The sequence below is a fragment of the Flavobacterium xinjiangense genome (assembly GCF_900142885.1).
Lineage (GTDB): Bacteria > Bacteroidota > Bacteroidia > Flavobacteriales > Flavobacteriaceae > Flavobacterium > Flavobacterium xinjiangense.
Genome location: NZ_FRCL01000008.1, coordinates 53,981 through 67,252, shown reverse-complemented (window position 1 = coordinate 67,252; position 13,272 = coordinate 53,981). Strand labels below are relative to the sequence as shown.

Here is a 13,272-nt window from a genome sequence, read left to right as displayed (position 1 = left end):
CTTGATAAAAATAAATATTATTTTTTACTTAGATTTTGTTTTTTTAGAAATGGCTTCCTTTTCTTCTTTAGCCACTTGCTCTCTTAATTCCATTTCCTTTTTTGAAGCGGATAAATTAACTGGAGAAGGAGCTTCTTCAGTTGTGGCAAGTATTGAATCTTTATTGAATTTGGCATATTCCAATTCTCCGGTTAATACTTTCTGAATGGATTTGATGTAGGCTTCGTTTTTCTTTAAAGCAAAAGTCAAAGAATCTGCTTTTAAAGCCAATTGCGTGGCATCTTTTTTTAGTTTAGAAGAGGAATATCCCGGAATAAATTCACGCAAAGGCGTAAAAGCAATGATAAAAGTGGTAACCGTAATAATAATAATCGTACTCAAAGTGACAAATACAAAAACATTCATCAATGTGAGTTTTAAAGAAAATGTCTCTTCAAAAGTATCCTCGTTTAGAATTATTAAACGTCTTTTATTGAACAGATTTTCCTTAATTATTTTACGTTTTTGTCTTTTCTTGGACATCTAATTTGATTATTGAACAAATATAAACAATTAATGCTATCGATAGTATTTGTATGCTTTCAACCCTTTTTGCAAAACTGTATTTTTTTTTAATAAACTTTTAACGTTGGCCAAACCAAATAATTGCCTTAAAATGAGTTCCCATTAATTAATTTATAATTATCTTTGTCGATAGTTTTTATTACAAATTTGCTTCGGCATAAATTATTCAATCATGGGAAGATTAGGTGTTACAGAAATCCTTGTTATATTGGCCGTTGTTTTATTACTTTTCGGAGGTAAAAAAATTCCAGAATTAATGAAAGGTCTAGGAAGCGGAATTAAAGAATTCAAAAACGCTGCTAAAGATGACCAATCAGCAGACAAAAAAGAAGAAGAAACAAAATAAAAAAAAGGCTTTTCATAATTTGAAAAGCCTTTTTTTTATGGTTTAAATTATCATCGTCAGCTGAATTCGTTTTCTGTCTTCATCGACTTCCGTTACTTTTACCTGAACGTGCTGGTGAAGTTTTACCACTTCATTTACATCGCTCACAAAACCCGCTTTGAGTTGAGAAATGTGAACCAAGCCACTTTCCTTGACTCCAATATCCACAAAACAACCAAAATTGGTAATGTTATTGACAATTCCAGGCAAGATCATTCCGGTTTTTACGTCTTTTATGGTTTTTACATTCGGGTCAAATTCAAATACTTTAGCCGATTTTCTTGGATCTAATCCTGGCTTTTCCAATTCTTTGATGATGTCTTTCAATCCCAATAAACCTATTTCTGGCGTGATGTAATTTTCTGGCTTTATTAAAGTCGTTTTTTCTGTATTGGCAATCAAATCATTCACCGTCAATTTCAAATCCTTGGCCATTTTCTCCACAATTCCGTAGGCTTCCGGATGCACGGCTGAATTATCCAAAGGATTTTTTGCATTCGAAATTCGTATAAAAGCCACACCTTGTTGGTACGCTTTTTCACCCAATCGCGGCACTTTTTTGAGTTGTTTTCTATCGGTGAAAGGACCATTTTCAGAACGATATTGAACAATATTTTCGGCCAGCTTCTCTCCTATTCCACTCACATAACTCAATAAATGTTTACTCGCCGTGTTGATGTTTATCCCCACGGAATTCACACAACGAATCACCGTGTTATCCAGTTCTTCTTTTAATTTATTTTGATCCACGTCATGCTGATATTGGCCTACGCCAATGGCTTTCGGGTCAATTTTTACCAATTCGGCCAAAGGATCCGAAAGTCTTCTCCCAATAGAAATCGAGCCACGAACCGTTACATCATAATTAGGAAATTCTTCTCGAGCAATTTTAGACGCGGAATAAACGGATGCACCAGCTTCGGAAACGATGAAAACCTGAACCGGTTTATCAAAAGCTATCTTCTTGATAAAGAATTCAGTTTCACGTGAAGCGGTTCCGTTTCCTATAGAAATGGCATCAATTTTATACGAATTCACCATCGAACGAATTTTTTTCATCGCCATGGCTTCCTCTTTTTGAGGTGCGTGCGGATAAATCGTTTCATTGTATAATAAATCCCCCTTTTCATCCAGACAAACGATTTTACAACCGCTTCTAAATCCTGGATCAATCGCTAGAATTCTTTTTTCACCCAAAGGCGGTGCTAATAATAATTGTCCAAGATTATTCGCAAAAACCTGAATCGAATTGGCATCAGCCTTAACTTTAGCTTCCTGCAAAGCTTCATTTGAAATTGCCGGATTCAACAATCGTTTGTAACTGTCCTCAATCGCTAATTGTACGTGTGGCGTGGTTTTATTTTGACTTTTTAAAACTAACGCGTCAATAATATCATACGCTTCATCAATATCGACTTCTACTTTAAACTTAATAAAACCCTCATTTTCCGCACGAAGCATTGCCAATAATCTGTGCGACGGTGCTTTAGTCAACGGTTCTGACCAATCGAAATATTGACTGAATTTCTGCGCTGCTTCGTCGTCTTTCTTTGTTTTAACTACTTTGGTGGTGATAGTTGCTTTACGTTCGTACAATCTTCTCAACTGTTTACGAACATAAATATTTTCATTAATCCATTCGGCAATAATATCGCGCGCACCTTGCAGCGCAGCATCTTCACTAATGACATTTTCATTCAAGTATTTGGTAGAAATAAAATCAACATCGTCATTATTTTGTGCCATAATGATTTTGGCCAACGGTTCTAATCCGTTTTCTCGGGCAACATCAGCTTTGGTTTTTTTCTTCTTTTTATAAGGCAAATAAAAATCTTCCAATTCCTGTAAGTCGAAACTGTTTTGGATTTTTTTCTCTAATTCCGTGCTAAGCGCATTTTGCTCCTGAATAGATTTTAAAATTGCCTCTTTCCTTTTTACAATAACTTCGTAATCCTTTTGGAATTTGGCAATTTGCTCAATAAAAACTTCATCCAGATTTCCGGTTGTATCTTTTCGATAACGGGAAATAAACGGAATCGTACAATCCTCTTTTAATAATTGAACCGTGTTTTGAATATTAATTGCTTCCGTCGAAACATATTTCGCTATAAATTGTATATTGGTCATCCTGTAATTAGATAATTTTAAATGTATTAATCTGAAAAAGTTTTAATTAGAAAAAATGAAATTGTCTAATTAATTTTTAGCTAAAATAATAGCTTTTCACTTCAAATTTATATCAATTATGACTTTATTATTATATTGTTTTTTGACCTTAAATATTTTAGCTTTTATAATTACAGCTTATGATAAACGATTGGCGATTGCCAATAAAAAAAGGATTTCCGAAGAAACCCTTTTATCTTTTGCTGCTTTTGGCGGTACAATTGGTTCGGTATTAGCCATGTATATTTTTAGACATAAAACTTCTAAAAAATACTATCTTTTTAAGTTTTACAGAATTGTATTTATCCAAATTTTAATTATTGGAGTCCTATTTTATTTTGGCATTTTAAATGAAAATCACATTATAAAATCTAAATAATTACTTTTATTAATTACTTCAAAAGTAGCTTCCGGATACGCTTTTGCGAAAGCGGTTGGAATTTTTGTCTTTTTATTTTCATTCCATTTAAACTCGTAACCAGCCAAAGTAGTCGCTTTTTCTTCTAACCAATCTAATTCTTGCTGATCATAAGTACGCCAGAAGTAATTATTTGTTTTCGTTTTTTGATAATTTTGCTTTTTTATTCGCTCTGAAGCGAGATAGTTTTCCCATAAATCGCCTACATCTGTTCTGGAATCCAATCGATTAAAATTATTTATAATGCCGTTTCTAATTCCATTATCATAAAAATACCAACGACTGGATTTTACAATTTCCTTTCGGAGATTTCGACTGAATCCTTCCACTTTAAAGATAATAAACACTTTTGAAAGTAAATCTAAATAATTTGCAACTGTATTTTTGGACATTTGCAACTGATTTGCTAATTCCTGCAACGAAACTTCTTTCCCTAATTGATAGGCTATCAAACGCAGTAAATCATAAATTTTATCGGCATGTTTTATTCCTTCAAAAACTAAAATATCTTTGAGTAAATATGAATTGATGATTTCAAATAAATACTCTTTTTTATCTTCCCAATCTGAATATTGAATCAGCTCCGGATAACCGCCAAACAACAATCGTTGCTCTAAATTTTCTGTAGTTTGTTTGTAATTTTCTTGCGTCGAAAATTCTATTTGTGCCAGTGGAAAAAGATATAAAGTATTTTTTCGTCCTACTAAGGGTTCGCCAAGATGATTGTTTAAATCAAATACAGAAGAACCTGTGGCAATTATTTTGATTCCCTCAATAGAATCCACAATAAGCTTTAAAATCAAACCAATATCAGGAATAGTTTGGGCTTCGTCTATAACCAGTAAATTAATATTGTGTAATAATCGCTTGTAATTAATTACAGAACGCTCTTTGAGTAAATTAGCGTCATTGATGTCTTCTCCGTTTAGTTGCAAATAACTTTCGGTTAGAATGGTTTGAAGGTAATTTTTTATTAGTTCGGTTTTCCCTACGCGACGAGCACCCAATAAAATCAATACTTTGTTAGGAAGTACTTTTTTTCCAAAATCTTGAAATAGTGCTCTTTTAAAATAATTTTCCATTCTACTTGATTTAAAAATCTAAACCAAATATAATCAAAAAATAGTAATTCAGTCAGCACGTTGACTGAATTAATGTTAATTCAGTCAGTAAAAAAATTCTAGCAAGAAATTTTATCCACTCTATTTTGGTGTCTTCCACCTTCAAATTCAGTATTTAAAAAAGTATCCACCATTTCAACCGCTTGTGGTATAGAAGTATAACGAGCAGGAATACTGATGATGTTAGCATTATTGTGCTGGCGAGCCAAAGTTGCGATTTCTTTCATCCAACATAAAGCGGCACGAACTTTAGCATGTTTATTGGCTGCCATAGCGATTCCGTTTCCGCTTCCGCAAATAATGATACCAAAATCAGCTTTTGCTTCCGATATGTCATTTGCAACAGCATGTGCAAAATCAGGATAATCTACACTATCTGCAGAATCAGTTCCGTAATTAGTTACTTCATGTCCTTTTGCTTTAAGCATTTCAACAATTGCTTTTTTGTATTCTGGTCCGGCGTGATCGTTTCCTATGGAGATTTTCATTTGTAATGAGTTAAGTTGTGTGCTGCAAATTTATATAAAGAAATTAAGTTTTGTTGAATTTAATTCTAGCGTTCTTTAATACAGTAATCCAGTCCAAATTAACCATTAAAACTATAGTATATTATTGCTTCTATAACTACCAGACTGTTACCAAATTAGCACTTATTAACAATTCTTTTAAATGCATAAACGACTGGAAATCAATGTGGATTATATAATAAATTTGTTAATTTTTTACATTGTTAATAGCAAAACTTAATTGCTTGATATTCAGTTAACTTTAAATTAACATAGATTGTTTATAACTTTAGATATAATATTAGAAGTTTTTTTGGGTTGTAACCAAAAAATAAGTAATCCAAAACCCACATTAGAAATCCAAATTTTGTTTGGTGAATTTTTAGAATAGTTATTAATATTAAAAAGTAGTTTATTAACAAAATATTTAAAAATACTTATTTACAAAAGTGATTCGTTTTACTTTATTAACCATTGTTAATTAAAAATTAAAACCTCTTTAAAACTAAACCTTTACTAAAAAATAAGTATGTTGATAACTCTATATAACATCCTAAAACTTTATTTCAATACATTTTAAAATAAATTTATTGCCATTATTAACAAGCTATAATAACAACCAAAAAATAATTTAAATTTAATTTTTCTTTTTTATTATATTAATATATGTTGATAACATTTAAGTTTTAAAAAATTTAAATTCAAGTTTTAGAAATGTAAACGGTATGATTAATCAAACAATTCTAAGATTGTTATTCAGATCGTCTAAAATATCTTGTACCGCTTGAAAATCGTTTGGATGTACTTTTAGTTTAATTCCGCCCAAAGCTGCAGAATAAAAAGGAGCAACGGATAATGTGGTTTCGTTTTCGAAAAAATAATGAATTCCGTCCTGATCTAAAATATGTTTTAGAACAACAATTTCATGCGAATAATTGAAAATAGCAATGGTTTGAAAGTCTTCCATTTTAATTGTTTTTATAAAGATACAACTATTCTGTAAAGTTATATTTTCTTTAATTCTGTTAACCATTTATTGATAACCATCAACTATTTCGTAATTTTATAGCTTATAAGAAAAGATGTATGAGTAAAAGATTAAGAAAGCCGATCAAAAAAGAGAAAGATTTCTCTGATAAAATATTAAAAATATTATCGCAAAGTGCTAATAAAGCATTCAATTATAAACAAATAGGAGCAAAGCTGGAGCTTGACGATACCCAAAGCAGAAATCAAATTATTAAAGATTTGAAGATTCTGGCTTCCCAAAATAAAATCATAGAATCAGAGCCAGGAAAATATTTAGTTAAAGCAGTTAGTAAAGATTATTACGAAGGTAAAATTGATATGACTGGTCGTAAGACAGCTTATTTTGTTTGTTCTGAACTGGAAGAGGATGTTTTTATCCCAACAAATAATTTGAATCACGCTTTAGACAAAGACATTGTAAAGGTTTACGTTTACAATAAAAGAAAAGGTAAAAAAGCAGAAGGTGAAGTAATTGAAGTTATCGAAAGAAATAAAACCGACTTTGTTGGTGTAATTGATATTCAACCAAATTTTGCTTTCGTTTCTACTGCTAATCCAAAAATGTACACGGATATTTTTATTCCAAAAGATAACATAGGAGAAGCGGAGCAAGGCGATGTGGTGTTAGTTCATATTGAAGATTGGCCAGCCAGAGCAGATAGTCCTTTTGGAAAAGTAATAAAAGTTTTAGGGAAACCAGGAGAACACGATACAGAGATTCATGCCATTCTTGCTGAATACGGATTGCCGTCTGAATTTCCTATAGAAGTAGAAACGTTTGCACAAAAAATAGACACATCGATAGAAGCAAGTGAAATTGCCAAACGTCGTGACATGCGCCATACGTTGACTTTTACCATAGATCCAAAAGATGCCAAAGATTTTGATGATGCTTTATCATTCAAAAAATTAGAAAATGGAAATTACGAAATTGGTATTCATATTGCCGATGTTTCCCATTATCTTCAAGAAGGAACAATCCTGGATGATGAAGCGTATCAGAGAGCAACTTCGGTTTATTTAGTGGATAGAGTAGTGCCAATGTTACCAGAAGTCTTATCAAATTTTGCTTGTTCGTTACGACCAAATGAAGAAAAATATACATTCTCCGCTATTTTCGAAATAACCGAAACAACGCAAGTGGTCAACCAATGGTTTGGTAGAACTGTAATTTATTCGGATCAGCGTTTTGCTTACGAAGAAGCACAATATATCATAGAGACGAAAGACGATGTTATTCCGGAAGAAATTTCTATAACTGGTAGTTCATATAAAGTTTCTCCAGAAATTGTTGCTGCGACGCTAAAAATGGATGAATTAGCTAAAATTTTCAGAAAAAGAAGAATGGCTGATGGAGCTATTTCTTTTGATAAAGTGGAAGTAAAATTCAATTTAGATGCTGACGGTGAACCTCAAGGTGTTTATTTTAAAGTTTCTAAAGATGCCAATCATCTAATTGAAGAATTCATGCTTTTGGCAAACAGAAAAGTGGCAGAATACATTGGAAAACAAAAGAAAACGTTCATTTACAGGATTCACGATGAACCAAATGAAGATAAATTGATTGCCATGCAAACTTTGATTGCAAAGTTTGGTTATAAAATTGATTTTAGAAACAAAGGTGATATTTCAAAATCACTGAATGCGTTGATGGAAGAAGTGAATGGTAAAAAAGAACAAAATTTAATTGATACTCTTGCGATTAGGAGTATGAGTAAAGCGAAATATTCTACAGATAACATTGGGCATTACGGTTTAGCTTTTGAATATTATTCTCATTTTACATCACCAATTCGTCGTTATCCCGATGTAATGGTGCATCGATTGTTGCAGCATTATCTGGATGGTGGAAAATCAGCCGATGAAGAAACGTATGAAACTAAATGTGTGCATTCCTCAACAATGGAAGGTTTAGCAACAAATGCAGAACGTGATTCTATCAAATATATGCAGGTAAAATACATGCAAGATCATCAGGATCAAGAATTTTTGGGTGTTATTTCTGGTGTGACGGAATGGGGAATTTATGTAGAAATTATAGAAAATAAATGCGAAGGAATGTGTAGAATTCGTGATATAAAAGACGATTATTACACCTTTGACGAAAAACAATATGCATTAACTGGCGCAACTTCTGGAAAATTATTACAATTAGGTGATGAAATTTACGTTAAAGTAAAAAATGCCGATTTAGTTAAAAAACAACTGGATTTTAATTTTTTAAGAAGAATTGAAGAACCGTTAAAGTAAAAAAAATGAAAAAATTAGTGATTATTGCTTTTGTATTATTAAGCCAATTAACAAACGCTCAAGTAAGTAGAAACTTAGGAGATTTTGATGAAGTCAAAGTTTTCGATAAAATCAATGTCAAATTAATTTCCTCCTCAGAAAATAAAGTTGTTATAACTGGAGACAGAGCTGACGAAGTGGAAACTGTTAATAAAAATGGAGAATTAAAAATCAGAATGCCATTTCCACAATTATTATCAGGAAATAACATCGTCGTTAAATTGTATTTTAAAAATATTGAAAGCATCTCTGCAAGTGAAGGAAGTTATGTTTCAAGTGAAACGGAGTTCAAACAAACGATATTAAATCTGAATGCGAAATCAGGTGCGGAGATCAATATTGACATAAATGTTGATAAAGTGAATGTAAAAGCAAATGCTGGAGGGATAATTGAATTATCAGGAAAAGCGACTAATCAAGATGTTGTTATTACTTCCGGAGGTATTCTAAAAGCAAAAGATTTACATACGACACAAACCTCAATAAGCGTTTCTGCTGGAGGAAATGCAGAAATACAGGCAACAACATTGGTTGATGCAAAAGTTAAAGCCGGAGGGTCGATTTTTATATACGGAAAACCGAAGCAAATTAATAAAGAAGTTTTCATTGGTGGAACTATCACAGAAAAATAATAGTTTTGCAATTCTATTTGATAAATTTTAAATTTTAATGGTAAACGATATTTTATCCGGTATTCCGTGGGGAATTTTTTTAAGTTTTATGATAGGTCCTGTTTTTTTTATTTTACTGGAAACCAGTATTATAAAAGGATTTAGAGCAGCATTAGTTTTTGACTTAGGTGTAATTTGTGGTGATATTGTTTTTATAGGAATTGCTTATTTAGGCAGTTACAGACTGATTCAAAGTTTAAAAGATAAGCCGGCTCTTTTTATTTTTGGTGGAATATTGATGCTGGCATATGGTATTATTTCTTTTTTGCAATTAAAAAAAGAAGAAAAAGTAAATACCGATATAATTGACAAGGAGATTATAAAGAAGAATTATGCAAGTCTTTTTGTAAAAGGATTTTTTTTAAATATCATTAACATTGGTGTACTTGGTTTTTGGCTGGCAATTATTATTTCTGTTGGTCCAAAACTGGAAATGCAAACTTCCAGAATGATTACCTTTTTTGCAACGGTAATTTTATCTTATTTATTTATAGATTGCATTAAAATAATCTTAGCCAAACAGTTAAAAAATAAATTGACACCCAATAATATTCTTAAAATCAAAAAAGGAATCAGTGTTGTTCTAATGATTTTTGGTGTTGTTTTAATTACCCAAGGTTGGTTCCCGGAAGAAAAAGCAATGGTTAAAAAAGCGTTTGAGAAGATTGAGAATAAGTAAAGAAGTTTTTATTTCAAAAATACATAAAGCCTAAATCGGATAGAAATATTCTGATTTAGGCTTTTTTTTATCTTTACAATTATCATTTCCCACTAAGTATAAAACTAACAAAAAACAGATTTAATAAAATAAGATTCCTCGTTACTCGGAATTACAAAAGTAACAGTTTCTTAAATGAACTTATATGCCTTATATGGTTTGAAATTCTAAACATATAAGGCATATAAGTTTTAAAAAAACTTGTAATAAATTCTATGTCTGATTCATATTATCTTTATTTTTTAATGTTTCTTGAAGTAATATTATGAGCATTTTAATTTTTAAACCATTAAGATATTAAGCTCATTCAAAAATATTTTAAAACTTAATTTTCTTAATATCTTAATGGTTTAAAATTCGAGAAGATGTTTATTTTTTATTAAAAATTAGACATAAAAAAACCTGTAAATTGCTTTGAATAATTTTGGGTATTGTCCGGATTCGAACTATAACTTTACTTATTTTTTTTAAAAAATTAGACATAAAAAAACCTCCAAATTTCTTTGAAGGTTTTAGAGGCATCGTCCGGATTCGAACCGGAGTAGGAGCTTTTGCAGAGCCCAGCCTAGCCACTCGGCCACGACGCCAATTATTTATTGGTGTGCAAATATACTAAAAAAGTTAAAAAAGGAAAGCCAATAACCACAAAGTTTTAAAAATTCTTAATCAGCATTTCTTAATTAGTAATTAACTTAACTTCTCGATTCATCCATTTCGACAGTAACTGCTTCAACATCACCGCCAATAGGAGGATTTAATTTTGAAACTTCTAAAATTACTCTTGAAATAGAAGGAATTTCTTTGAATGTTCTCGTGATAATGCGTTGCGCCACATGTTCCAGTAAGTTGGATCTGATAGCCATTTCTTCTTCTACAATTCGATTTAAATGCACATAATCAACCGTGTCACTCAGTTCGTCCGACAGTGAAGACTTTTGTAAATCTGTTTTTATTTTTAAATCTACTCTGTAATCGGAACCTATTTTGCTCTCTTCAACTAAACAACCGTGATACGAGAAGGTTCTGATGTTTTTTAATTTTATAAATCCCATTTTTTATTTACTGTTTCGGCTTTAAATTTTCAGGTTCTTAGTATGAACTTTAAACCTTAAACCTTAAACCTTTTTTTTATCTTTGCTAAAATTAAGAAAAATTATGTCAACCGAAGAAAAATCGCTCCATTTTATAGAACAAATCATTGAAGACAGTTTATCAAGCGGTTTTCCTCAAGATAAATTGCGCTTTCGTTTTCCACCAGAACCTAATGGCTATTTGCACATTGGCCATGCCAAATCTATTTGCTTAAATTTTGGTTTAGGATTAAAGTACGATGCGCCAGTTAATTTGCGTTTTGATGATACCAATCCAGCTAAAGAAGAGCAGGAATATGTAGACGCCATAAAGGAAGATTTGAAATGGTTGGGTTTTAATTGGACCGAAGAATTGTACTCTTCTGATTATTTTCAGCAGTTATACGAATGGGCAGTTGCCATGATTAAAAACGGTAAAGCATATATTGACAGTCAATCTTCTGAGGATATGGCGATTCAAAAAGGAACGCCAACACAACCAGGAGTTGATGGTCCTTATAGAAACCGTTCGATAGAAGAAAATCTTATTTTATTCGAAGGAATGAAAAACGGTGATTTTCCGGAAGGAAGTCATGTTTTACGCGCCAAAATTGATATGACTTCTAAGAACATGTTGATGCGTGATCCATTGATGTATCGTATTTTACACCGTCATCATCATAGAACAGGAAACGATTGGAATATCTATCCTATGTATGATTATGCACACGGAGAAAGTGATTATATAGAGCAAATTTCTCATTCTATTTGTACACTTGAATTTGTGATGCACCGCGAGTTATATGATTGGTTTTTGGACCAAATTTATGATGACTCAAAAGTAAGACCACATCAATATGAATTTGCTCGTTTGAACTTGAATTACACCGTAATGAGCAAGCGAAAATTATTGCAACTGGTTCAGGAAAATATAGTAAACGGTTGGGATGATCCAAGAATGCCAACTATTTCAGGATTAAGAAGAAGAGGATATACCGCTGCTTCTATCCGTAAGTTTTGTGAAATAATTGGTGTTGCCAAAAGAGAAAATATTATTGATTTTTCGCTTTTGGAATTTTGCTTGCGTGAAGATTTAAACAAAACAGCTCCAAGAGTTATGGCTGTTTTAGACCCGATAAAATTAGTAATTACAAATTATCCTGAAGATAAAGAAGAATGGCTTGAAGCCGAAAATAATCAGGAAGATGAAAGTGCAGGATTCAGAAAAGTTCCTTTTTCAAGAGAGTTATACATTGAGAGAGAAGACTTTCTTGAAGAAGCTCCAGCTAAATTTTTCCGATTGAGTTTAGGTAGAGAAGTTCGTTTAAAAAATGCTTATATCATTAAAGGAGAAAGTGTTGTAAAAGATGCTGCAGGAAACATCACTGAAATTCATGTGACTTATGATGAAGACAGCCGAAGCGGAAGTGGGAGCGAAGCCAGTCAACGTAAAGTGGCCGGAACCTTGCATTGGGTGTCTATTAAACATGCTTTAGAGGCCGAAGTTCGTATGTATGATCGTTTGTTTATAGATGAAGCGCCAGACAGTCATAAAGAGAAAAATTTCTTGGAATTTATGAATTCCAATTCTTTGCAAATTGTAAAAGGATTTGTAGAACCAAGCTTAGCTGACGTAAAATCAGATGATAAATTTCAGTTTCAACGTTTGGGCTATTTCAATGTTGATAAAGATACTACTGAAGGTAAAATTGTCTTTAATAAAACGGTTGGATTGAAAGATGCTTGGGAAGAAAAAGGCAAGAAAGAAGAAAATTTATTGATGAATACCCAAAAGGAAATCAATAAATACGTGAAGGAAAAGGACGAGAATAATGCTGTTTTGATTTTAAATTCTGTCATTGAAAACATAAAAAGTATTGATAATTACAGTTTAATTATTAACACAATTGTCAAAAACATTAAAAACGATAATAACTCCTTGTTGTTTTCTAATTTGATTTTGCACTATTCTGATAAAGTTAAAATTAAAGACATCGAAGAAGAAGCTTTGACTAAATTGTATTCAATGTCTTTAAAAAGTCAAATGGCTGCTGTTAGAATTTTAGCAATAGAGAATTTGCAAAATGATTTAAATAATTACAGTCTTTTTGAAACTCAACTTTCGGAAATTAAAAATGTAGAAAAAAACGAGAAAGTTTTAAAATTATTAAATGATTTGAAATTATAACGCTTCATTAACGATATAGATTTTTTCAATTGAAAGCGCCTTTAACGGGCGCTTTTTGTTATTATAGTAAATTCTTATTAAAATCGTAGAAAACATAAGATTTAGTAATTAAAAAAGACCTATATAAATTAAATTTATAGCGTTTTT

The 13,272-nt window shown here is 31.5% G+C and carries 12 protein-coding genes and 1 tRNA gene; 6 read left to right on the top strand and 7 right to left on the bottom strand.

Going from position 1 to position 13,272, the window contains the following annotated elements; genetic code table 11:
* Positions 1 to 24 precede the first annotated feature (24 nt).
* Entirely contained in the window at positions 25 to 522 is a 498-nt protein-coding gene (locus BUC23_RS10995; protein ID WP_073209370.1) for a peptidase, read from the bottom strand.
* Positions 523 to 736: 214 nt separating this feature from the next.
* Here BUC23_RS10995 and tatA point away from each other — a divergent pair, with 214 nt between their 5' ends.
* On the top strand, positions 737 to 910 hold the full coding sequence (tatA, locus tag BUC23_RS10990) for a twin-arginine translocase TatA/TatE family subunit (protein WP_073209368.1): 174 nt from the start codon (positions 737 to 739) through the stop codon (positions 908 to 910).
* 42 nt (positions 911 to 952) lie between these two features.
* Here the strand turns inward: tatA and BUC23_RS10985 are convergent, their stop codons facing one another.
* Positions 953 to 3,076, bottom strand: a complete 2,124-nt coding sequence (locus BUC23_RS10985; protein ID WP_073209366.1) for a Tex family protein — start codon at positions 3,074 to 3,076, stop codon at positions 953 to 955.
* Between the two features lie 118 nt (positions 3,077 to 3,194).
* Here BUC23_RS10985 and BUC23_RS10980 point away from each other — a divergent pair, with 118 nt between their 5' ends.
* Positions 3,195 to 3,494, top strand: a complete 300-nt coding sequence (locus tag BUC23_RS10980) for a DUF1294 domain-containing protein (protein ID WP_073209364.1) — start codon at positions 3,195 to 3,197, stop codon at positions 3,492 to 3,494.
* On the opposite strand, the gene BUC23_RS10975 is transcribed toward BUC23_RS10980, so the two are convergent.
* From BUC23_RS10975 to BUC23_RS10965, 3 genes are all read right to left on the bottom strand, one after another.
* A complete protein-coding gene (locus BUC23_RS10975; protein ID WP_073209363.1) occupies positions 3,473 to 4,615 on the bottom strand; it encodes an ATP-binding protein in 1,143 nt (380 codons plus the stop codon). The two genes, BUC23_RS10980 and BUC23_RS10975, sit on opposite strands and share 22 nt — an antisense overlap.
* Before the next feature lie 98 nt (positions 4,616 to 4,713).
* Positions 4,714 to 5,142, bottom strand: a complete 429-nt coding sequence (rpiB, locus tag BUC23_RS10970; RefSeq protein ID WP_073209361.1) for a ribose 5-phosphate isomerase B — start codon at positions 5,140 to 5,142, stop codon at positions 4,714 to 4,716.
* A gap of 751 nt (positions 5,143 to 5,893) precedes the next feature.
* Positions 5,894 to 6,127: a hypothetical protein gene (locus BUC23_RS10965; protein ID WP_073209536.1), complete on the bottom strand. Its 234-nt coding sequence runs from the start codon at positions 6,125 to 6,127 to the stop codon at positions 5,894 to 5,896.
* A 119-nt stretch (positions 6,128 to 6,246) separates the two neighbouring features.
* Between BUC23_RS10965 and rnr the strand changes: the two genes are divergently transcribed.
* Genes rnr through BUC23_RS10950 form a run of 3 tightly spaced genes read left to right on the top strand, consistent with a single transcriptional unit; the run spans position 6,247 to position 9,828 of the window.
* Positions 6,247 to 8,439, top strand: a complete 2,193-nt coding sequence (rnr, locus tag BUC23_RS10960) for a ribonuclease R (protein ID WP_073209359.1) — start codon at positions 6,247 to 6,249, stop codon at positions 8,437 to 8,439.
* A 5-nt stretch (positions 8,440 to 8,444) separates the two neighbouring features.
* Positions 8,445 to 9,110: a head GIN domain-containing protein gene (locus BUC23_RS10955; protein ID WP_073209357.1), complete on the top strand. Its 666-nt coding sequence runs from the start codon at positions 8,445 to 8,447 to the stop codon at positions 9,108 to 9,110.
* A 37-nt stretch (positions 9,111 to 9,147) separates the two neighbouring features.
* Entirely contained in the window at positions 9,148 to 9,828 is a 681-nt protein-coding gene (locus BUC23_RS10950) for a LysE family translocator (protein ID WP_073209356.1), read from the top strand.
* A 555-nt stretch (positions 9,829 to 10,383) separates the two neighbouring features.
* On the opposite strand, the gene BUC23_RS10945 is transcribed toward BUC23_RS10950, so the two are convergent.
* Together BUC23_RS10945 and folB are read right to left on the bottom strand one after the other, a co-directional pair.
* Positions 10,384 to 10,454: transfer RNA gene (locus tag BUC23_RS10945), tRNA-Cys, on the bottom strand.
* Positions 10,455 to 10,559: 105 nt separating this feature from the next.
* Positions 10,560 to 10,919: a dihydroneopterin aldolase gene (gene folB / locus BUC23_RS10940; RefSeq protein WP_073209354.1), complete on the bottom strand. Its 360-nt coding sequence runs from the start codon at positions 10,917 to 10,919 to the stop codon at positions 10,560 to 10,562.
* A gap of 103 nt (positions 10,920 to 11,022) precedes the next feature.
* Between folB and BUC23_RS10935 the strand changes: the two genes are divergently transcribed.
* The gene (locus BUC23_RS10935; protein WP_073209352.1) at positions 11,023 to 13,125 is read left to right on the top strand and encodes a glutamine--tRNA ligase/YqeY domain fusion protein; all 2,103 of its coding nucleotides are present in this window, start codon (positions 11,023 to 11,025) and stop codon (positions 13,123 to 13,125) included.
* Positions 13,126 to 13,272 lie beyond the last annotated feature (147 nt).